The following is a 20,883-nucleotide window of genomic DNA, read 5'->3' as shown; positions in this document are numbered from 1 at the left end:
AGAGAACAGCGATCAGCCGGCTTTCGAAAGGTCGGCGGTCACTTTTTCGTAAGGTCGAGATCGAAGACCATCAATCCGTCCGTGCCGCCTTCGAGGGCCGCGACCAGCCGGGCGCCGGCACGCTGATGAGCCTCATGCACCAGATAGGCGTCGCGCGCCGCGGCATCGCGGAAGTCGATGGTGAAGCCATGGGTGAAACCCCGTGCGAAAGGCTCCGGACTGGCATTGGCGCTGAAATGAACCGTCTCCATGCCTTCGATCACCTGTCGCAAGGCCTCGAGGTCGGCGTGGATGGCCGTGCGCTCGGTCGGGGACACATCGCTACGAAATCTGGCGAAAACACAGTGTCTGATCATTTTACCACTCCCTAAGCAGCGTGATTGCCGGAAAACACCGCCGGCGCCAGCGGCTCGCGGCCAAGGATCAGATCAGCACCCTTTTCGCCAACCATGATGGTCGGCGCATTGGTGTTGGAAGAAGGCACACGCGGCATCACCGATGCGTCGCAGACACGCAAGCCGTCGATGCCGCGCAGCCTGAGATCCGGCGTCACCACCGCCATCTCGTCATGGCCCATGCGGCAGGTGCCGACCGGATGGTGGTCGGTCTTGGACGTGCGGCAGGCATAGTCGATCAGTTCATCGTCGCCGGCGAGCGATGGGCCGGGCAGCACCTCGCGCAGCACGTATGGGGCCAGCGCCTCCTGCCGCATGATTTCGCGGGCCAGCCGCAGTCCCTTGAGCGACATGGCGCGGTCATAGGGATCGGACCAGTAGTTGGGGTCGATCAGCGGATGGTCGGCGGGGTTGGCGCTTTTCAGCCGCACCGTGCCGCGCGAGCGCGGGCGCAGGAAGGCCGAGTTCAAGGTGACGCCCGGGTTGTTCAATTTCTCGACGCCGGCCTCGATGCCGGATCCCAAACCCAGGTGGAACTGGATGTCGGGCGAGGCGGCGGTCGGGTCGGCGTACCAGAAGCCGCCGGTCTCGAACAGGCTGGAAGCCACCGGACCCTTCTTCAACAGCAGATATTGCAGGCCGGCCCAGGCCGTGCGGTGCAGCTTGGCGTAATTGTCATAGGTGTGATCGCCGGTGCATTCGGCGATGACGAACAGGTCGAGATGGTCCTGCATGTTGGAGCCGACGCCGGGCAGATCGTGCACCGGCGTCACGCCGACCGATTTCAGATGGTCGGCCGGGCCGATGCCCGACTGCATCAACAGCTTCGGCGAGCCGATGGCGCCGGACGAGACGATCACCTCGCGGTCGGCGCGCAGGATTTTTGTCTCACCCCCCGGCTTATCTACAACCTCGACGCCAACAGCGCGGGCTTTCTCGACGACGATGCGGGTGACCAACACGTCGGTCCTGACGGTGAGATTCTTGCGGGCGCGAATCGGCTTCAAGTAAGCGACCGAGGCGGAAGAGCGCCGGGCATCCTTCTGGGTCAGCTGGTAATAGCCGACGCCTTCTTGGGCAGCGCCGTTGAAATCCGGGTTGAAAGGGATACCCATCTCCTGGCCGGCGCGGAAATAGGCCTCGCAGATCGGCAGCGGCGAAATCGGGTTCGACACGCCGAGCGGGCCCTGGTCGCCGTGGAAATCGTTGGCGAAACGCTGGTTGTTCTCGGCGCGCTTGAAATAGGGCAGCACGTCGCGGTAGCCCCAACCGGCCAGCCCTTCCTCCTTCTCCCAGGCGTCGTAATCGCGGGCATTGCCGCGCGTGTAGATCTGCGCATTGATGGAGGAGCCGCCGCCGACCACCTTGGCCTGCGTGTACCAGAAGACGCGATCCTTCATGTGCTTCTGCGGCACGGTCGACCAGCCCCAGGAGGCAATGCCCTTGGTCATCTTGGCGAAACCCGCCGGCATATGGATATAGGGGTGCCAGTCCTTGCCGCCGGCTTCGAGCAGCAGCACGGAATTGGAGGGATCCTCGCTCAGCCGGTTGGCCAGAACGCAGCCGGCCGGACCGGCGCCCACGATGATATAGTCGGTCATTGTCTCATCCGTTCACAGCCGCGGCACCGAGAGCGCGCCGTCGACATTGATGATCGAGCCGGTCGAAAAGCCCAGTCTGCCGGCAGCGAGCGCCGCCACCATGGCGCCGATGTCGGAGGCTTCGCCCCAGCGTTTCGCCGGCACCAATCCACCTTCGATCAGCGCGTCATATTTGGCGGTCACGCCCGCCGTCATGTCGGTGCGGATGATGCCCGGCCGCAGCTCGAACACGCCGATGTTTTCCGAGGCGAGCCTGAGCGCGAGGTTCTTCACCCACATGGAAAGCCCTGCCTTCGACATGCAATATTCGGAGCGTTCTGGAGAGGCCATCTCGGCGCTGACCGACGTGATGGTGATGATCGATTTCGCATGATCGCCGGGCTGGCGGAGCATCGCCTTGGCGACGGCTTGGCTGAGGAAGACGGTGCCTCGCAGGTTGATGCCGAGCGCGCGGTCGAAATTGTCGGGTTTGAGATCCAGCAGGTCGCCACGCACGACGGCGCCAATGCCGGCATTGTTGACCAGGCAGTCGATGCGGCCGAAGGCACGCATGGCGGTATCGACGAGGTCGGCGTGGCTTTCGAGATTGGCGATGTCGCATCTGATATAGGCGAATTTTGCAGCCTTCGCGGTGATATTGGCGGCGAGATTGGCCGGCGCTTGGTCGGCTAGGTCTGCGACAAGAATATCGAAGCCTGCGTCGGCGAGCGCCTCGGCACAGGCCAATCCAATGCCGCGTGCACCGCCGGTGACTATGGCGGCAGGGCGCGTCATGGGGCGCTAGCCTTGCGAATGCTAGCGCTGCCCCTCATCGCCCTGCCGGGCACTTCTCCCCGTATAGTGACGGGGAGAAGGACGCTGTCATCGCCGCTTTCGCCAATCGCCAGCGCTGCAAAAAGGTCGCCGGCGTTGCGGCCAGGTCCCTTCTTCCCGTCCTTCACGGGGAGAAGGGACCTGCAGGCGGATGAGGGGCGGCGCAAACCGGTCATGCTAGTTCGCTCTTGCGGATATGGTCCGCCACCCGTAGCGCCTGGGCGGCGATCGACAGCGCCGGATTGACCGCCGCCGAGTTCGGCAGAAAACTGGCGTCGACGACGAACAGGTTCTGGTGATCGAAGGCGCGGCAAAAGGGGTCGAGCGGCGATGTCGCCGGGTCGTCGCCCATTTTCACCGTGCCGCACTGGTGCGAGGGCGTACGCTTGTCGAAAGGGCGCGACAGCACGATGGGATAACCGCAGGCGCGAAAATTCGCGCGCATCACCTTGGTCAGCCCATCGAGCGACTGCATGTTGGAGCGCCGCCACTGCATGACGATGTCCTTCCCGTCGACCATGATGCGGCTTTCGGGATCGGGCAGGTCCTCGCACATCAGGTACCAGTCGACGGCATGGCTGGCCATGTAATCGAGCGCGAATTTCGGCACCCGCTTCACATTGGCCCTTAGCATGTTGCCGTCGATCTTGCCGAGAAGCTGGACATTGCCGAGCGGTTTGCCGCCCTTGCCGTCGGACAAATAGTAGTCGTTCAGCATCAGCGTCTTCTGGTAGACGGCATCATTCCTGCGGCGCGGATCGATCGCCAGCATGGCGCTCGAATTGTGGTTCATGAAATTGCGCCCGACCTGGTCGGAGCGGTTGGCCAGGCCCTTGCCGCCCCCCTTGCCATTACCGGGTGAGGGCGAGCGTAGCAGGATGACCGCTGAATTGACCGCGCCGGCCGACAGGATGACCAGTTTCGGCGACAGCTTTTTCAGCTCGCCGTTCTGGCGATAATGTATGGCGGATATGGATTTGCCGTCCGGGGCAGTCTCGAGATATTCGACATAGGCGCCGGTCTCGAGCTTGATGTTCGGATCGGTCAATGCCGCTGCCAGCGGTGCGGTCTGCGCGTCCATCTTTCCCTGGCCCGTGTTTGGGAAGGCGTCCCAGCCGGTCCTGCCCTCCTTCAGCCATGTCTCTATGTCGACGCCGAGTGGCAGGGAGGCCGGATGCAGGCCCAGTCCCTTGAGCTCGGCGCGGGCACGCGCGATCGGCGCCTCGTCGGGCACCGGCTTGAAGGCATAGGGAACCGAATGAAATGGCTCGGTTGGATCCTCGCCCAGCGCGCCGCGCACGCGGAAAAGCTGCTCTGCTTTCGAATACCATGGCTCGAATTCGTCATAGGAAAACGGCCAGGCCGGCGACACGCCGCCAAAGTGCTCCATGTCGGAAAAGTCTTGCTTGCGATAGCGGATCAGCACCGCGCCGAAGAATTTCGAGTTGCCGCCGACATAGTAGTAATTGCCTGGGTTGAAGGCGCCGCCGCCGGCCTCGCGCCACATCTCCTTCGGCCGGTAGTGGCCGTCGACGAAGATCGAGCGCGTGTCGCGCGCATGCGGGGTCGCCGGCAAGGGTTCGCCGCGCTCCAGCATCAGGATGGAGGCGCCGCTGCCGGCCAGACCGGCAGCGATCGTGGCGCCGCCGATGCCGGAACCGATGATGACGATATCGGGGTTTGCCATCACCTAAAGCGCGCCGCGATTGAATTGACACATGCGACGCGCTTCAGGTCCTTTGTTTTGATGCATGTCGTTGCCCCAAAACCGGATCCACTTTTGGCGAGACGCATCAGCGAATACGGTTCTCGGTCGCCGGATCGAAGAACACCGCCTTGGTCAGGTTGAAGGCCAGTGGCGTGCTGGTGCCCGGCTGGATGTTGGCATCGGCGCGCAGCCGTGCCACCACGCCCTTGCCGCCGAGATTGGTGACGGCGAAAGTGTCGGAACCGGCCGGTTCCACCACCTCAATATGGCAATCGGCGGTGGCGATTTGCGAGGCGTTGCGTTCCGCGCCTTCGGGATCGGTAAGCGCCTCCGGGCGGACGCCGAAGATGATCGGCTTGCCCTTGAATGCCGACAATCCGGCCGGCGCGTTGGCCATCGGCAAGGTGATCGGCTGGCGTGCCTCGCGATCGAGCACGACGGCCAGATCGCCGCCATTGCCGCCGATGGTGGCCGGGATCAGATTCATTGCCGGCGACCCCATGAAGTCGGCGACGAAGACATTGCTGGGGTTGTTGTAGATTTCGGCCGGCGTGCCGAATTGCTGCACCTCGCCGTCACGCATGACGGCGATCTTGGTCGCCAGCGTCAACGCCTCGATCTGGTCGTGGGTGACATAGACGATCGTTGTACCCGTGGTGGCATGCAGGCGCTTGATCTCAATGCGCATGTCGACGCGCAGCTTGGCGTCGAGGTTGGACAGCGGCTCGTCGAACAGGAACAGCTTGGGGTCCCGCACCAGCGCCCGGCCCATGGCGACGCGCTGGCGCTGGCCGCCGGAGAGCTGGCTCGGCTTGCGCTGCAGCAGATGGCCGATCTGCAGGATCTTGGCCACCTTGTCGATCGCCTTCTGCCGCTCGTCGGCCGGCACGCCGCGCATTTCCATGCCGAAGGAGATGTTCCCGGCGACCGTCATGTTGGGGTAGAGCGCATAGCTCTGGAACACCATGGCGATATCGCGCTTGGACGGATGAAGATCGGTGATGGTGCGGCCGTCGACGCGGATATCGCCAGAGGTGATCGTCTCCAGTCCGGCAATGGTGTTGAGTAAGGTTGACTTGCCACAGCCGGAAGGACCGACCAGCACCAGGAAGCCGCCTTTTTCCAGCTCGAGGTTAATCCCTTTCAGGATCTCGACCTGGCCGAAACGCTTCCTCAGACCATCAATTTCCAGAAAAGCCATTGGGTTATCCTTTGACCGCGCCCGCCATCAGGCCACGCACGAAATAGCGGCCGGCGAGCACATAGACGAGAAGGGTGGGGAGTGCGGCGATCATCGCCGCCGCCATGTTGACGTTGTATTCGACGACGCCGGTCGAGGTGTTGACGACGTTGTTGAGCGCCACCGTCATCGGCATCGCATCGCCGGTGCCGGCATAGGCGGAGGCGAACAGGAAGTCGTTCCAGATGTTGGTGAATTGGTAGATGACGGTGACGACGAAGATCGGCATCGAGTTCGGCAGCATGATGCGCCGGAAGATCTGGAAGAACGAAGCGCCGTCGACCTGGGCGGCCTTGACCAGTTCGGTCGGGAACGCCTCGTAATAGTTCCGGAAGAACAGCGTGGTGAAGCCGATGCCGTAGACGACGTGGACGAAGACCAGATTGACCGTCGAATTGCCGAGGCCGAAGCTGGTGCCGATCGAGTTTTGCAGCGTCACGCCGAAGCGGCCGACGCTGCCCAGGATCGTCGCCATCGGCAACAGAACGGACTGGAACGGAATGAAGCAGGCAAACAGCATCAGCCCGAACACCAGCGTCGCCCCGCGAAAACGCCATTTGGTCAGCACGTAGCCATTGAGCGCACCGAGCATGGTCGAGATCAGCACGGCGGGAACCACCATCTTGATGGAGTTCCAGAAATAGCCCTTGATGCCGGCGCAGGTGAGGCCGACGCAGGTCTCGCCCCAGGCCTTCAGCCAGGGATCGAAGGTCGGCGCCTTGGGCAGCGAAAGCATGTTGCCGTTCTGGATCTCGTCCATGGTCTTGAACGAGGTCACCAGCATGACGAACAGCGGCATCAGATAGAACAGGGCGAACAGCGCCAGAAGTCCGTAGATGACGATGCGGTTGACGAGTTTGACGTTCATGCCGCCGCTGGCCTGGCGGGCGGGAGTGGTCACGGCGCTCATCGCGGCTTCTCCCTCAATTCCGAATAGAGATAGGGCACGATGATGGCGACGATGGTCATCAGCATGATCACGGCGCTTGCCGAACCGACGGCCATTTCGTTGCGCTTGAAGGTGTATTCATACATGAAATTGGATGGCAGCCATGCCGAGCCGCCGGGACCGCCGCTGGTCAGCGCCACGACCAGATCGTAGGATTTGATGGCAAGGTGCGCGAGCACGATGAAGGCCGACAGGAAGATCGGCCGCAGCAGCGGAATGACGATGCGGCGATAGAGCTGGAAGGTGGTGGCGCCGTCGATCTGCGCCGCCTTCATGATCTCGCCGTCAATGCCGCGCAGGCCGGCCAGGAACATCGCCATGATGAAGCCGGAGGCCTGCCAGACGCCGGCGATGACCACCGTGTAGATGACGAAATCCTTGTTCTTGATCCAGTCGAAATGGAAGCTCGTCCAGCCCCATTGGTGCAGCGTCTGCTCGAGGCCGAGGCCAGGGTCGAGGAACCATTTCCAGGCGACGCCGGTGACGATGAATGAGAGCGCCATCGGGTAGAGGTAGATGGGACGCAAGACGCCTTCGCCGCGGATCTTCTGGTCGAGCAGGATGGCCAGGAACAGGCCGAGCGCCAGACAGATCAAGATGTAGAGAAAGCCGAAAATGCCCATATTGGTGATCGATGTGTACCAGCTCGACGGCGGATCGGTGTCGAAGGTCCAGTTCCACAGCCGCTGGTAGGCGCGCGCGCCGGTTATGGCGTAGGACGGAAAGGTCTTGGAGTTGGTGAAGGACAGGTAGATCGTCCACAGGATGAAGCCGTAGACGAAGACGACGGTGATGGCGAAGCTCGGCGCCAGCACGATCTTGGGCAAGGCGTCCTGCAGGCGCCCGCGCACCGAGGTGCGCGGGCGGGCATGCTCCGGCGTCAGCTTGATCTGGGTTGTCGCAACTGTGCTCATGGGGTTCCTCCCGTCGGCGTCCGGCCGACCGGCCTCACGGACCGGAAGCCTTCCCCGCCGGAGCGGGGAAGGTGTTTTTGTGCGTAATGCTTACTTGGCGTCGTCGATTGCCTTGACCAGTTCGGTCACGGCCTCGTCCGAGGTCTTGATCTGACCGTGGACGAATTTGGAGACGACGTCCTTGTAGGCATTGGCGACAGCCGGAGGCGCGCCATAACCCTGGGCTAGCGAGCCGAACAGCGTGCCACCTTCATTGGCCTTCTTCAGATCGGCGATACCCTTCTTGCCGCAAGCGTCGAAGTCGGTGTCAGGCACGTCGGTGCGGGCCGGAACCGAACCCTTGACGACGTTGAAGGCCGACTGGAAGCTCTTCGACAACGTGGCTGTGGCCAGAGCGACCTGGGCCGCCTTGCGGTCGTCGGGGACGTTGAACATGCCGAACATGTCGGAGTTGTAGATCACCGAGCCGTCTGTGCCCGGGAAGCGGTAGCAGAGGAAGTCGGTGCCCGGGGTCTTGTTGGCGGCGTGGAACTCGCCCTTGGCCCAGTCGCCCATGACCTGCACCAGCGCATCGCCCTTGATGACCATGGCGGTGGCGAGGTTCCAGTCGCGGCCCGAGAAGTTCGGGTCGACATAGGTGACGAGCTTGGCGAGGTTGTCGAACGACTTCTTCATCGTGTCGGACTTGAGCGAGGCGTCGTCGAGGTCGTTCATCGCCTTCTTGTAGAACTCCGGCCCGCCGGTCGACAGCACGACGGAATCGAACATGGTGGCTTCCTGCCAGTTCTGGCCGCCAAGCGCGAGCGGCGTGACGCCGGCCGCCTTGGCCTTGTCGAGCAGGGCGATGAAATCATCGAAGGTCTTCGGCTCGGCGCCGCCGATCTTGTCCATCACCGCCTTGTTGATCCACAGCCAGTTGACCGAGTGGACGTTGACCGGAGCGGCGACCCACTTGCCGTCATAGACGGAGAATTTCTGCAGGGCGGCCGGAACCGATTTGTCCCAGCCTTCCTTCTTCGCCGTCTCGGTGAGGTCGCCCATCACGCCGGCCGCGGCATAGTCGAGCACGGTATAGCCGAGCATCTGCGAGGCGGTCGGATAGTTGCCGGCCGCGACCATCGCCTTCAGCGCGGTCATGGCGGCATCGCCGCCGCCGCCGGCCACCGGCACGTCCTTCCAGGCATAGCCTTCCTTGGCCAGATCCTGCTTGAGCACGTTGAGGGCAGCCGCTTCGCCGCCCGACGTCCACCAATGCAGCATCTGCACTTCCTTGACGTCCTCGGCATGGGCCGCGAAAGCCAGGCCCGAAGCGAGAGCCGTTCCGATAAGCAGTTTGCGCAACATGTACTTCCTCCCTTGTTGCAACTCACGTGACCGGCGGATGCCGCCGGGGTCTCCCAACTCAGCCGACCCACCAACCGGTGCGCTGGCCGCGATGAAACTGGATTGTCTTTTCCTCGGTATAGTCCTCGACGGCGCGCTTGCCGAGTTCGCGGCCCAGGCCCGACTGCTTGTAGCCGCCGAACGGCAGTTCTGGATAACCTTCCATGAACGTGTTCACCCAGACCGTCCCCGAACGCACGCCCCGCGCCACCGACATGCAGGTGTCGATGCTGGCGCTCCACACACCCGCCGACAGACCATAGGGCGTGTTGTTGGCGATGTGCAACGCCTTTTCAATCGTTTCAAAAGTCAGCACCGAGAGCACCGGCCCGAACACTTCCTCGCGGGCGACGGCCATGTTTTCGGTGACGTTGCGTAAGATCGTCGGATCGAGATATTGGCCGGCATTGGAAGGGAGTTGCCCGCCGCCGCTGTAGATGCGGACCCCGTCACTCGCGGCGGCCGCGATGTAATCGGTGACCTTGGCCAGATGGTCGGAGGAAATCATCGCACCGACCTTGGTCCTGATATCGAGTGGATCGCCCACGGCTACCTTTGCGGTCAACGCCTTCACGGCGGCCAGGAAATCGTCGGCGATCGCTTCGTGCACGATCAACCGGCTGCCGGCATTGCAGCATTCGCCGGCATTGAAGAAGCCGCCGAACACCGCTGCATCGGCGGCCGCCTCGAGATCGGCATCGGGGAAGACGATCTGGCCGTTCTTGCCGCCGAGTTCCATCGAAACCTTCTTCAGGGAATTCGCGGCCGCCGCCATGGTCATCTTGCCGACGCGGGTGGAACCGGTGAACGACACCATCTCGACCAGGGGATGGCTGACCATTGGCGCGCCGACATCGGCGCCAAGACCGGCGAGGATGTTGACGACGCCGGCGGGCAGGCCAGCCTCCATCAGGATGTCGCCGAGCACGAAGGTCGAGGCCGACGTCATCTCGCTCGGCTTGACCACGGCCGTACAGCCGGCGGCCAGCGCGAAAGGCAGTTTCTGGCTGACGATGAGGAACGGGAAATTCCACGGCGTGATGATCGAGACGACACCGATCGGCTCGCGCAGCACGACGCCCAGCATGGCGTCGCCGAGATTGGCGTAGCTCTCGCCATGCAGCGTGCGGGCAAGCGAGGCGGCATAGCGCCAGATGTCGACGGCGCCGCCAATCTCGCCGCGCGCCTGGGTAATCGGCTTGCCGGATTCCAGCGCATCGAGGCGGGCGATGTCTTCCAGCCGGGCCTCGATCAGGTCGGCCGCCTTGAGCAGGATCGCGGCGCGCTCGGCCGCCTTCATGCGCGGCCAAGGACCGGTCTCGAACGCCCTGTGCGCGGCCTGCATCGCGGCTTCCACTTCGGCAGCCCCTGCCTGAGCATAGTGTGAAACGGTGAAGCCGTGGCCGGGGCTCTTGCGTTCCAGCATACGGCCGTCGCGGGCATCGACATGCTTGCCGTCGATCAGCAGCTTGTACGCCTTGGGCGCGGCGGAAGCCTCGGCGGGCATGGAAATCTTCAGAGGTGCATTCATGTGATTTCCACTCTGTCCTAGGAACGCGAAAACACGGGCTTCTGCTTGGTCTTGAAGGAGCCGACGCCGGCCTTGAGATCGCCGGTGAGCGCTATGAAACCGCTGGCCAGGGCTTCGGTCGCGGCAGCGCTTTCCTCGCCTTCGGCAACGGCGATCATCAGCTTGGCGGCTTCGGTCGCCAGCGGCCCGCGTTCGGCGATTTTCCCAGCCCAGGCCTTGGCTTCGTCTAACGCCTTGCCGGTTTCGACGACGCGGTCGACGATGGCAAGCACGAGCGCTTCAGCCGCCAGAAAAATCTCGCCACCGACAGCCATGCGACGCACCGTCTGGGCGCCGAAGCGGCGCACCGCGCGTTGCGTGCCGGACCAGCCGGGGACGACACCGATCGAGGTCTCGGGGAAGCCGAGCTTCACCTGGGTTTCGGCGACGCGAAAATCGCAAGCGACAGCCAGTTCCAGCCCGCCGCCGAGAGCATGGCCGGACAGAACGGCGATGGTCGGCTGCCGCAGCCGTGCCAGCCGGTCGAAGACACGGTGGCCGTAGCGCACCCATTGCACCTGGAAATCTGCGGGACTCATGCCGCCCCAGGCCTCGACATCGCCGCCGGCGCAAAATCCCTTGCCTTCGCCGCATATGAGGACGGCGCGGACATCTTCGGCGCTTTCCGCCTCATCGAGAGCCGCCTCCAGCGCGCGCAGCATCGGGATGTCGAGCGCGTTGAATTTTTCGGGCCGGCGCAAGGTGACGATGCCGATCGCGCCATCCCGCTCGAAGGTGACGAGGCGCTCAGCCATGCGCGCCTCCAAGCGAGGCGCCGCCATTGAGTGACAGGCCGATCGGCCGATCCTGGTAGAGCGCGGCCGGCGTCACCTTGAGGTCATTGGCCACGTTGAGCGGGATCTCGGCCTGTGCCAGCACATCGCGCTCGAGGTCGATACCGGGCGCCAGTTCCGTCACCATCAGCCCATCGGGCGTCAGCTTCATCACGCAGCGCTCGGTGACATAGGTGATGTCCTGCCCTTGAGCGACGGCACGCTTGCCCGAGAAGGAGATATGCTCAACCTCATTGACGACTTTCTTGACCTTGCCCTCCGCATCGATGCGAATGCCGCCATCGGCCAGCGAGAGCTTTGCCCCGGCGTTGAAGAAGCCAGAGAAAACAATCTTCTTCGCCCGTGACGTGATGTCGACGAAGCCGCCGGCGCCGGCGGTGACATGCGGCCGCGCCGAAAGTTTCGAGACATTGACCGAGCCGTGGCGGTCGATCTGCAGGAAGGAGAGCAGCGAGGCGTCGAAGCCGCCGGCCTGGAAATAGATGAACTGGTGCGGCGAGGGCATGATCGCCTCGGCATTGGAGGCGCAACCGAACTTGAAGTCGAGCAGCGGCACGCCACCGACGGCACCCTGTTCGATCACCCAGGTGACCTTGCCGTGCTGGCCTTCTTCCAGAAGGATGCGCGGCACGTTGGCCGAGATGCCGAAGCCTATGTTGACGGCCATGCCGTCGCGCAGCTCCATGGCGACGCGGCGCGCGATCACCTTCTGGACGTTCATCTCCGCGTTGCGGAAGGTCGACAGCGGCCGGAAGATCTCACCCGAAATCGCCGGATCGTAAGGCGTCAGCGTCGTCTGTAACTGGTCGGGCGCCACGACGATATGGTCGACCAGCACGCCCGGCACGCGCACATCATGCGGCTTCAGCGTGCCGTTCTCGACGACGCGCTTGACCTGCGCGATGACGATGCCGCCATTGTTGCGGGCGGCGAGCGCCTGTTCCAGCCCACCGAGATAGGCGCCCTCATGCTCGTAGGTCAGGTTGCCGCGCTCGTCCGCCGTGGTGGCGCGGATGATCGAGACTTGCGGCACGATGGCGCGGAAATAGAGCCATTCCTCGCCGTCGAATTGCTGCACCGAGACGATCGGTTCGCCGGCGGCGGCGTTCATGGCGCAGCCCTGGTGGCGCGGGTCGGCGAAAGTGTCGAGGCCGACCTTGGTCAGCACGCCCGGCCGCTTGGCGGCGGCCTCGCGGTGCATGTCGAACAGGATGCCGGACGGCACGTTATAGGCGGCGACGGAATTGTCGCCGATCATCTTCCAGATCTGCGGCGGTTCGGCCGAGGAGGGCCCCGACGGATAGGAGCCGCACAGCGTGCGCTTCAACAGGCCGGGCTTGGCCAGATGATCGATGCCCTTGATGCCATACATGTCGCCGGCGGCGATGGGATGCAGGGTGGTGATGTCCTTCGGATGGCCTTCGCTGTCGAAGCGTTCGCCGATGGCGGCGAGCACGGCGTCCGGACAGCCAAGACCGCTCGACGAGGACACCGAGACGACCATGCCGTCCTTGATCAGGCTGGCTGCCTGCGCCGATGAAACGACCTTGCTCAATTCATGCTCCCGAGTTTCGGGTCGATCTTGACGGCTCTGCCGGAATTGGCCGACTGCAATGCCGCCTCGGCCGCTGTGAGCGACCAGATGCCGTCCTCGCCGGTGGCGGAGGGCTGGTCCTCGCCACGGATCGCGGCATGGAACCGGCCCACCGACCTGGCATAGAGGTTGTCGCGGTCGAAGCTCAATTCTTCCTCGCCACCCGCGGTGCGCAGCGTCACCGTGCCGACCGGTTTCTGCGTCATGACATTGCGGGCGATCAGCGAACCCTGCGAGCCGTGCACCTCGAAACCGGTGTCGGCAAATCTGGTGGTGAAGCCTTCATGCGATTGCGCGATGAGGCCCGACTTGAAGCGCCAGATGCACATGGCGCCGTCTTCCAACCCGCTGCCGGCCATGCCGGCCGATTGCGTGAACGCGGAAACCTCGACCGGATCGTCGCCAAGCACGAAGCGAAGCGTGTCGGCATCGTGCACGGTGATGTCGAGCACCACGCCGCCGCCGGCCTCGGGCCTGGCGATGCGCCAACCCTGCAGGTTCTCGGGCAGGTAGACGGAATGGAAGACCCGCGCGGCAATGGGCTGGCCGATGCGGCCGGCGGCAATCGCCTCGCGCATCGCCCGGTGAGCCCCGGCATTGCGCAGATGGTGATTGGTGCCGAGCACAATGCCCGCGGCCTTGGCCGCGGCGACCATTCTACGCGCGTCGTCGCTGGTCAGCGCCAGCGGCTTCTCGCACAGCACATGCTTTCCTGCCTCGATCGCGGCGAGTGCCTGTTCGAGGTGCAGTTCGTTGGTGGTCGAGATGTAGACGGCGTCGATGTCGGATCCGAGCAAGGCATCGAGGTTTGATACGGCGGCCGGAATGCCATTTTCCCTTGCATAGGCCGCGGCGCGTTCCTCGCTGGAGCTCATTACAGCCGCGATCTCGCCATCGGCTTGCGCGCGAACGGCGTCGATCATGAATTGCCGGGCGATCGTGCTGGCGCCGATCAGCCCCCATTTGATGCTCATCTTGCGGCTCCCGTTGCCGCGGGCCTGTTTCGCGTGCGGCGATCTGGGCCGCAGCTTTCCCTGACCACGAGATTGACGGCGCCGATATGGTCCTCGGCGCGCGTGGTGCGCGACTGGATCATCTTGATCATGACGTGGGCCGCGCGTTCGCCGAGACCGGCGGAGTCCACCGCGACGCTGGTTAGCGCCGGCATGTAATGTTCGGCCTCGACCACATCGTCGAAGCCGACGACGGCGAAATCCGCGCCCGGCTCAAGTCCGCGTTTGCGCAGCGCCAGCATGACACCGAAGGCGACGGCATCGTTGAAGCAGAGCGCCGCCGTTGGCGGCTCGGCCATTGCGAGCGACGTCTCCAGGCAGGCCATGCCGCCCTTGCGGTTGGTCTCGCCCTCGATGATGAGCGCGTCGCGGGGGTCTATGCCAAGCGTTTCGCAGGCTTCGCGAAAGCCGCCCAAGCGCTCATGATAGACGATGAGGTCGGACGAGCCGCCGAAGAAGGCCAGGCGGCGATGCCCCTTGCCGACGAGATGAGCGGTGGCGAGATAGGCGCCACGATGATTATCGGGCGTGATCACCGGGATGCGGCTTTCCGGCAAGCGGCGCATGGCGAAGACGACCGGAACGCCCGCCATCTCCAGCCGCCGGAAGGCACCCGGCGTGGTGCCGCGCGCCGGCGAGACGATGAGGCCGGCGACGCCTTGCTCCATCAGCGATTTCAACACTTCTTCCTGGCGCACCGGGTTCTCCGCCGTGTTGGCGATGAACGGCACGATGCCGGCCGACTGGAAGACGCGCTCCATGCCCACTGCCAGTTCAGCGAAGAACGGATTGGTGAGATCGTTGATGACCATGCCGATGACGTTGGAATGGGCCTTGCGCAGATTGGCGGCGCCGCGATTGTAGACATAGCCGACATCCTCGATCGCCTTGCGAACCTTGACCGCGGTCTCGGGGCGGATCAGCCCGCTGCCCTGGAGCACGAGCGACACCGTCGATTTGGACACGCCTGCCTCGCGGGCGATGTCGAAGATCGTCGCCTTGGCGCGGCTGGCCATCCAGATGTCTCCTCCCGGTTTTCTCAATCGAATTTATTGGAACGTTCTAATCCCTGCTCCGTGGATGAGTCAATCGGGATTTTTTCTCGATCCAGCGAGGCGATCATACGTGGTCCAACGATATACCATTCAAGGCTTCATGTGTTGCAACGCAGCATTGGTCGGCGGCCGCTTTCGAATCTTAAAGGTTCTTGATTTATTGGAACGTTCCATTTAGTAAATGCCGAAAACGGAGAGATCGATGGACATTGCCTTGCCCGGCGCGGGTGGCCGCAGCACACGCTACGCGCTTGTCGGACAGCCGGTCCAGCCGGTGATCGGCGCACGGTTCCCGCGCATCGCCTATGCCGCCGCGCATGTCGTCGCCGATCCCCTGGAAATGACCGATCCATGGTCGCGGCCGGTTGTCGACTGGGATAGGACGATGGCGTTTCGCCATCATCTTTGGCGGCTCGGCTTCCGCATCGCCGAGGCGATGGACACGTCGCAGCGCGGCATGGGTTTCGATTGGCGGAGCGCGAGGGAATTGATCCGCCGATCAATCGCGGAGGCGAGGACCGTCGCTGACGCCGACCTCGCCTCGGGCGCCGGAACCGACCATCTGGCGCCGGCGTCGGCCAGGACACTGGATGATGTGATCGCCGCCTATGAGGAACAGTTCGCGTTCATCGAAGGGCAAGGCGGCAAGGCGATCATGATGGCCAGCCGCGCGCTGGCCGCCGTCGCCAAGGGCCCGGACGACTATGCCTTGGTTTACGACCGCATACTGGGCCAGGCCTCCGGCAAAGTGATCCTGCACTGGCTGGGCGACATGTTCGACCCGGCCCTGAAAGGCTATTGGGGCAGCGATGATTTCGAGACCGCACTCGATACGGTGGTCGCCATCATCGAGCGCCATGCCGGCAAGGTCGAGGGCATCAAGATATCGCTGCTCGACGCCGGCAAGGAGGTGGCGCTCAGGAACCGGCTGCCGGACGGCGTGGTGATGTTCACCGGCGACGACTTCAACTATCCCGAACTGATCGCCGGAGACGGCAAGCGCCACTCGCACGCGCTGCTCGGCATTTTCGACGCGATCGCGCCGGTTGCCAATGCGGCGCTGGCGAAGCTGGCCGCCGGCGACCGTACAGGCTACGACGCGCTGATGGCGCCGACCGTGCCGTTGTCGCGAAAAATCTTCGAGACGCCGACCGAATATTACAAGGCCGGCATTGTCTTCATGGCTTGGCTGAACGGCCACCAGGACCATTTCGCGATGGTCGGTGGCATGCAGTCGGCGCGCGGCATCCGCCATTATGCCGAAGTCTTCCGCCTTGCCGATCAGGCTGGATTGCTGGCCGACCCGGAGATGGCGGTTGCCAGGATGAAGAGCCTCTGCGCCGTCGCGGGCGTCTGAGTGGCACACAGGTTGGCCGCGGCCGCCAACTCGAGTGTTGTGGCTTGCCCCTTCGCAAAACTCGCTGACAGGCCTGGGAATAGCCTGACCCGACACCGCAATGATTCGATGAGGGAATAGGGCAGTGGGGGAATCAGGGCACGCAGCGGCGGCCAGGCCTTACGCCCTATCTCTTCGACTCAGCTGGTTTGGATCTGGATGGTGGGCGTGACAGGGATTGAACCTGTGACCCCTGCAATGTCAATGCAGTGCTCTCCCGCTGAGCTACACGCCCATCCGAAGCCGCGCATACACCATTTTTGGTCAGGCGCGTCAATAGCAGGAAAAGAGGAAAAACACGTCGTCTCGCCGCGGCTGTGGACTGACCCGGCGGCTTGCGGAAGGCGGCTCAGGCCGCGTGCAGCATCTTCTCGACCTCGTTGACGAGGTCGCGCAGGTGGAAGGGCTTGGACAGCACCTTGGCGTCTTTCGGCGCCTTGGAATCCGGGTTCAGCGCGACGGCGGCGAAACCGGTGATGAACATGACCTTGAGGTCGGGGTCGATCTCGGTGGCGCGGCGCGCCAATTCGATGCCGTCCATCTCCGGCATGACGATGTCGGTCAGAAGCAGCGAGAATGGTTCTTCGCGCAGCCGCTCATAGGCGCTGGCGCCGTTGTCGAAATCGCTGACCTGATAACCGGCGCGCTCCAGCGCCTTGACGAGGAACCGACGCATATCGTCGTCGTCTTCCGCCAGAAGAATGCGTGCCATGTTGTCCCGTCCGAATCACCCGCCGAGACTGCCGAGGGGCAGGCCCGTTAACCATCCTGTATATGAGGAGGTGAGAGTAAACATCAAGTGAACATGGACGCGCTTGCCCCACATTTGCCAAGCGGCACGACGGCTGAAATGCTGGACATGCGGCCAGCAAGGTGGCAGTTTCATGCCATGATGCACTGGTGTTTTCGGGTTCGTTCAAATTGAAGACGGCAGCCGAGGATTTTTCGGTCTTTCCACCCTTCGAAATCCGGTCGGGCGCCGAGCAGCGCGTCCCCTTCCTCTTCAATTCACCGCATAGCGGCCGCTACTATCCTGAACGCTTCCTTGCCATGGCAAGGCTCGATCGCAACGCCATCCGCCGCTCGGAGGATTGCTATGTCGACGAGCTGTTCGGCGGCGCCGTGGCGCTGGGCGCGCCGATGTTGGCGGCAAATTTTCCGCGTGCCTATCTCGATGTCAACCGCGAGCCATGGGAACTCGACCCGCGCATGTTCGCCGAGCCGGTGCCGTCCTTCTGCAACATCCGCTCCGCGCGCGTGGCCGGCGGGCTCGGCACCGTGCCGAAGCTGGTGGGCGAGGGGCTCGACATCTATGCGGGCCGCTTGCCGCTCGCCGAGGCGGTTGCCCGCATCGAAGCCGTCTACAAGCCTTATCACGAAACGCTGAAGCGGCTTTTGACCCGGACCCACGCCCGTTTCGGCTTTGCCGTGCTGATCGACTGCCATTCGATGCCGGCGAGCATCCGTGTCGGCGACAACGGGCTGCGGCCGGATTTCATCATCGGCGACCGTTTCGGCATCTCGGCCACCGCGGCCCTGACCGAAACCGCGATCGGCCTATTGACCGCGATGGGCTATACCGTTGCTCACAACAAGCCTTATGCCGGCGGTTTCATCACGGAACATTACGGCCGCCCGGCGCGTCATCTGCATGCGCTGCAGATCGAGGTCAATCGCGGGCTCTACATGAATGAGCGGACATTCGAGAAAGCCGCCGGCTTCGACGCGCTGGCCGACGATCTGACGCGATTTTCGGCCGACCTGATGGCGATGCCGGATCACCATTTCATCGACCTGCCGCTGGCCGCGGAGTGAAGATCACGCCTTGTTCCATGCGTGCGACTGCCCGAAGACCCCTCGTGTGGTTTTGGGCGGTACGCTTCGGGAGCGGCTGAAAAAAAGACCGCATCGTTTGCACGATACGGTCGAAGTCTAGGGAGGAAACGCCCAAGGAGGGCATGGACAGGAAACCCTATCCGAGAATGAGGGTATTGTGCAGCGCACAAATGTCAAGCGACGTTCAGGCTTTTTTAATTCAGAGTGATGTGGAAATTGCGTTTCGTTGACAGAAACGTGACATTTCAGCAACAGGTGTCGCTGCCGGAAAATTCTCGAACACCCTTGTTTTGGCACGAAAGTGACGGCAAACGACTGTCTGGGCATGCTGCAACGCGGGAGAATCAGTTGGACATCAGCGTCGATTTCATGCGCCGTATCGCGCAAGCGGCAGCGGCTGAGACCTTGCCGCGCTTTCGCGCCCAAGGCGCGGTCGCCAACAAGGAAAAGGGCAGTTTCGATCCGGTCACCGAGGCCGACCGCGAGGCCGAGCGCGCCATCCGGGCGCTGATATCGGCCGAGTACCCCGACCACGGTATCCTGGGCGAAGAGCACGGCAGCGAGAACATCTCCAGCCGGCATGTCTGGGTTATCGATCCGATCGACGGCACGCGCGCCTTCATCTCCGGCCTGCCGGTGTGGGGGACGCTGGTCGGGTTGACGGTCGACGGCGATGCGGTTGCCGGCATGATGGCGCAACCCTTCACCGGCGAACTGTTCTACGCCAATGGATCCGGCTCGCATTACGAGGGACCGGGCGGTCCGCGAAAACTGTCGACCCGCAAGACGACAAAACTCGATGAGGCGACGCTGTTCACCACCACGCCGGCATTGTTCAAGGGCGAAGCGCGCACGCGCTATGACGCGTTCGAGAAACAGGTCCAACTCGCCCGCTACGGCGCCGACTGCTATGCCTTCGCCATGATCGCCTCGGGCAGTGTCGACATCGTCACGGATCCCGGCCTGAAGCCTTACGACATCGTCGCGCTCATCCCGATCATCGAGAAGGCCGGCGGTGTCGTCACCACCTTCGACGGCGGGCCGGCGGTGAATGGCGGCGATGTGCTGGCGGCGGCGACACCGGAGCTTCATGCCGCCGCCATGGCTGCCCTGCGCGGCTGACATCGCTTGCGGTCAGCGCGACCGTATCGAACGCTGGAATTCCGCCGGCGTACGCCCGTAGACCTGCTTGAACGCGGCACTGAAATGGCTGTGGCTGGAGAAGCCGAGATCCATGCCCAGCGTGGTCAGATTGTCGTAACGGCCAAGCAGGTCAAGCGCACGCGCCAGCCGCAGGCGCAGATGATAGCGGTAGAGCGGCATGGCTTCGACCTGCTGGAACACCTGGGTCAGGTAGACCGGCGAAACGCCGACCTCGACGGCGATCCCGGCCAGCGTCCAGCGCCGTGACAGGTCCGACGACAGCACGAGCTTGGCGCGGTCGACCAGTTTCTGCCGGCCAGGGCTGGCGCCCGCGACATGCGAGGTGCGCTCGCCAAGCGAGCGCCGCACCAGTGTCAGGGCGAGCGTCTCGGCCTCCAGCGTTTCAGCGACCTTGCGGCTCAGGCTGTGGCGCAGCAGCGCCACCAGCGCCTGCGCGCGCGGGTCGATGCGCCGGCGCTGACGACGAAACGCCAGCGTGCCGCCGGAGCGAAGCTGATCCTTCAGCGCCAGCTCCCGCAATTGACCGTCCTCGATGACGAGGTCGAGGCAGGCGTCGCCGCCCTCGATGGGATGGCTGACCTGATAAGGCTCGGCTTCATTGAAGAACAGCAGTTGATTGGCTTCCGCGACCGCGTCGTTGCGGCCGACATGGCGCACGAAGACACCGCGATAGGGAAACACCAGGTGCGTGGCCGCGGTGCATTCTTCATCGCTCCTGTGCCGGCACTCGCCGCCGCAGACGACGTCCCTCACCCTGACGGTGCCGGTGTCGAGAAGCGGCTGTACCGCGTATTGCGACATGTCCGTTGCGCTCTTTCCTCGCGCCGGAAACGAGTCCGGAATTGCGGAGAGCACTTTACGCAGGCGGACTGCCCAGGCCTGTCAGGAGACTTTCGACAGGCGCTTAGCGGCGCCTGAATTCCGCATAGGCCTGGCCACGCGAAAGACCGATGTCCTTGAGCTGTTCGTCGCTCATTTCGAGCAAGGCAAGGCGGCTCCTTCGTTTCTCCATCTGGCGGCCGAACCATCTTGCCGCCGCAATGCAGTGGGCACGCAAAGACTGCATGGTGGTCGCGGCGCGGACTGCCGGCGCCCGGCCGGCAAGGCGGTGCACGATTGTATGATCGGGGCGCATCGCTCAGTCCTCGTCCGTGCCGGCCGCCGAGGCGCCGGCTTCGTTCAGCGCCTGCGCGCATTCCTCGCAGCAGACCTCGACGGTCTTGCCGCCGACCTTCACGCGGATCGGGTTGGCGTCCAGTTGGCAATCGCAGGCGGCGCAGGTTTTCTCGGTCATGATCTCATCTCCATGGCGTTCAATTCGACGCATGCAGATGAGCATTCCGGAGCAGCCGTGGCCTGTCAGAATCTTTAGCAATTTGCCTACTGGGGACCTGGCCTGTGCGCTCCTCCTGACAACGGGGTGTCAGCTAGGCTATCTCGAAGAGACCTAAGGCACTG

General features: G+C 63.5%; 20 protein-coding genes and 1 tRNA gene. 3 read left to right on the top strand and 18 right to left on the bottom strand.

Translation table 11 applies throughout. The features are described from left to right. Nucleotides 1-38 precede the first annotated feature (38 nt). The 13 genes from EN804_RS07195 to EN804_RS07130 all read right to left on the bottom strand — a co-directional run bounded on the left by EN804_RS07195 (nucleotide 39) and on the right by EN804_RS07130 (nucleotide 14,990). Complete coding sequence (locus tag EN804_RS07195; RefSeq protein ID WP_127281047.1) at nucleotides 39-356, bottom strand: Dabb family protein; 318 nt, start codon at nucleotides 354-356, stop codon at nucleotides 39-41. Nucleotides 357-367: 11 nt separating this feature from the next. After that, nucleotides 368-1,996 carry a GMC family oxidoreductase N-terminal domain-containing protein gene (locus EN804_RS07190; protein WP_135918999.1) on the bottom strand — a complete coding sequence of 543 codons (1,629 nt, stop codon included), beginning with the start codon at nucleotides 1,994-1,996 and terminating at the stop codon, nucleotides 368-370. Between the two features lie 12 nt (nucleotides 1,997-2,008). Continuing rightward, nucleotides 2,009-2,770 (bottom strand): 3-ketoacyl-ACP reductase, encoded by a 762-nt coding sequence (locus EN804_RS07185; protein ID WP_135918998.1) that lies wholly within the window; start codon nucleotides 2,768-2,770, stop codon nucleotides 2,009-2,011. A gap of 211 nt (nucleotides 2,771-2,981) precedes the next feature. Further along, the gene (locus EN804_RS07175) at nucleotides 2,982-4,496 is read right to left on the bottom strand and encodes a GMC family oxidoreductase (protein ID WP_135918997.1); all 1,515 of its coding nucleotides are present in this window, start codon (nucleotides 4,494-4,496) and stop codon (nucleotides 2,982-2,984) included. Between the two features lie 106 nt (nucleotides 4,497-4,602). Then, nucleotides 4,603-5,718, bottom strand: a complete 1,116-nt coding sequence (locus EN804_RS07170; protein WP_127869916.1) for an ABC transporter ATP-binding protein — start codon at nucleotides 5,716-5,718, stop codon at nucleotides 4,603-4,605. 4 nt (nucleotides 5,719-5,722) lie between these two features. Further along, a complete protein-coding gene (locus EN804_RS07165) occupies nucleotides 5,723-6,667 on the bottom strand; it encodes a carbohydrate ABC transporter permease (RefSeq protein ID WP_127869915.1) in 945 nt (314 codons plus the stop codon). Beyond that, nucleotides 6,664-7,620: a sugar ABC transporter permease gene (locus EN804_RS07160; protein ID WP_127869914.1), complete on the bottom strand. Its 957-nt coding sequence runs from the start codon at nucleotides 7,618-7,620 to the stop codon at nucleotides 6,664-6,666. The genes EN804_RS07165 and EN804_RS07160 overlap by 4 nt, the downstream gene beginning before the upstream one ends. A gap of 90 nt (nucleotides 7,621-7,710) precedes the next feature. Continuing rightward, a complete protein-coding gene (locus EN804_RS07155; RefSeq protein WP_127869913.1) occupies nucleotides 7,711-8,964 on the bottom strand; it encodes an ABC transporter substrate-binding protein in 1,254 nt (417 codons plus the stop codon). A gap of 58 nt (nucleotides 8,965-9,022) precedes the next feature. Continuing rightward, nucleotides 9,023-10,534 carry an aldehyde dehydrogenase family protein gene (locus EN804_RS07150; protein ID WP_127279784.1) on the bottom strand — a complete coding sequence of 504 codons (1,512 nt, stop codon included), beginning with the start codon at nucleotides 10,532-10,534 and terminating at the stop codon, nucleotides 9,023-9,025. 17 nt (nucleotides 10,535-10,551) lie between these two features. Further along, on the bottom strand, nucleotides 10,552-11,328 hold the full coding sequence (locus EN804_RS07145; protein WP_135918996.1) for an enoyl-CoA hydratase/isomerase family protein: 777 nt from the start codon (nucleotides 11,326-11,328) through the stop codon (nucleotides 10,552-10,554). Next, nucleotides 11,321-12,922: an acyl CoA:acetate/3-ketoacid CoA transferase gene (locus EN804_RS07140; protein WP_127279786.1), complete on the bottom strand. Its 1,602-nt coding sequence runs from the start codon at nucleotides 12,920-12,922 to the stop codon at nucleotides 11,321-11,323. The genes EN804_RS07145 and EN804_RS07140 overlap by 8 nt, the downstream gene beginning before the upstream one ends. Continuing rightward, complete coding sequence (locus tag EN804_RS07135; protein ID WP_127279787.1) at nucleotides 12,919-13,935, bottom strand: Gfo/Idh/MocA family oxidoreductase; 1,017 nt, start codon at nucleotides 13,933-13,935, stop codon at nucleotides 12,919-12,921. Before EN804_RS07135 ends, EN804_RS07140 begins: the two co-directional genes overlap by 4 nt. Continuing rightward, nucleotides 13,932-14,990 (bottom strand): LacI family DNA-binding transcriptional regulator, encoded by a 1,059-nt coding sequence (locus tag EN804_RS07130; RefSeq protein WP_127869911.1) that lies wholly within the window; start codon nucleotides 14,988-14,990, stop codon nucleotides 13,932-13,934. Before EN804_RS07130 ends, EN804_RS07135 begins: the two co-directional genes overlap by 4 nt. Nucleotides 14,991-15,231: 241 nt before the next feature. On the opposite strand from EN804_RS07130, the gene EN804_RS07125 reads away from it, so the two are divergent. After that, nucleotides 15,232-16,386: a dihydrodipicolinate synthase family protein gene (locus EN804_RS07125; RefSeq protein WP_135918995.1), complete on the top strand. Its 1,155-nt coding sequence runs from the start codon at nucleotides 15,232-15,234 to the stop codon at nucleotides 16,384-16,386. Nucleotides 16,387-16,585: 199 nt separating this feature from the next. Here EN804_RS07125 and EN804_RS07120 read toward each other — a convergent pair. Beyond that, nucleotides 16,586-16,660 (bottom strand) — tRNA-Val (locus tag EN804_RS07120). Nucleotides 16,661-16,774: 114 nt separating this feature from the next. Further along, a complete protein-coding gene (locus tag EN804_RS07115; RefSeq protein ID WP_010911372.1) occupies nucleotides 16,775-17,137 on the bottom strand; it encodes a response regulator in 363 nt (120 codons plus the stop codon). Between the two features lie 161 nt (nucleotides 17,138-17,298). Here EN804_RS07115 and EN804_RS07110 point away from each other — a divergent pair, with 161 nt between their 5' ends. Both EN804_RS07110 and hisN read left to right on the top strand, forming a co-directional pair. After that, complete coding sequence (locus EN804_RS07110; protein WP_127869910.1) at nucleotides 17,299-18,240, top strand: N-formylglutamate amidohydrolase; 942 nt, start codon at nucleotides 17,299-17,301, stop codon at nucleotides 18,238-18,240. Between the two features lie 369 nt (nucleotides 18,241-18,609). Further along, entirely contained in the window at nucleotides 18,610-19,383 is a 774-nt protein-coding gene (gene hisN / locus EN804_RS07105; RefSeq protein ID WP_135918994.1) for a histidinol-phosphatase, read from the top strand. 12 nt (nucleotides 19,384-19,395) lie between these two features. Here the strand turns inward: hisN and EN804_RS07100 are convergent, their stop codons facing one another. From EN804_RS07100 to EN804_RS37170, 3 genes are all read right to left on the bottom strand, one after another. Further along, on the bottom strand, nucleotides 19,396-20,226 hold the full coding sequence (locus EN804_RS07100) for an AraC family transcriptional regulator (protein WP_135918993.1): 831 nt from the start codon (nucleotides 20,224-20,226) through the stop codon (nucleotides 19,396-19,398). A gap of 103 nt (nucleotides 20,227-20,329) precedes the next feature. Further along, the gene (locus EN804_RS07095) at nucleotides 20,330-20,491 is read right to left on the bottom strand and encodes a DUF1127 domain-containing protein (RefSeq protein ID WP_246693397.1); all 162 of its coding nucleotides are present in this window, start codon (nucleotides 20,489-20,491) and stop codon (nucleotides 20,330-20,332) included. A 72-nt stretch (nucleotides 20,492-20,563) separates the two neighbouring features. Continuing rightward, nucleotides 20,564-20,719 carry a hypothetical protein gene (locus tag EN804_RS37170; RefSeq protein ID WP_189521838.1) on the bottom strand — a complete coding sequence of 52 codons (156 nt, stop codon included), beginning with the start codon at nucleotides 20,717-20,719 and terminating at the stop codon, nucleotides 20,564-20,566. Nucleotides 20,720-20,883 lie beyond the last annotated feature (164 nt).

The sequence above is a fragment of the Mesorhizobium sp. M8A.F.Ca.ET.161.01.1.1 genome (genome assembly GCF_004792105.1).
Lineage (GTDB): Bacteria > Pseudomonadota > Alphaproteobacteria > Rhizobiales > Rhizobiaceae > Mesorhizobium.
This window is presented reverse-complemented; position numbering and strand designations above follow the sequence as displayed.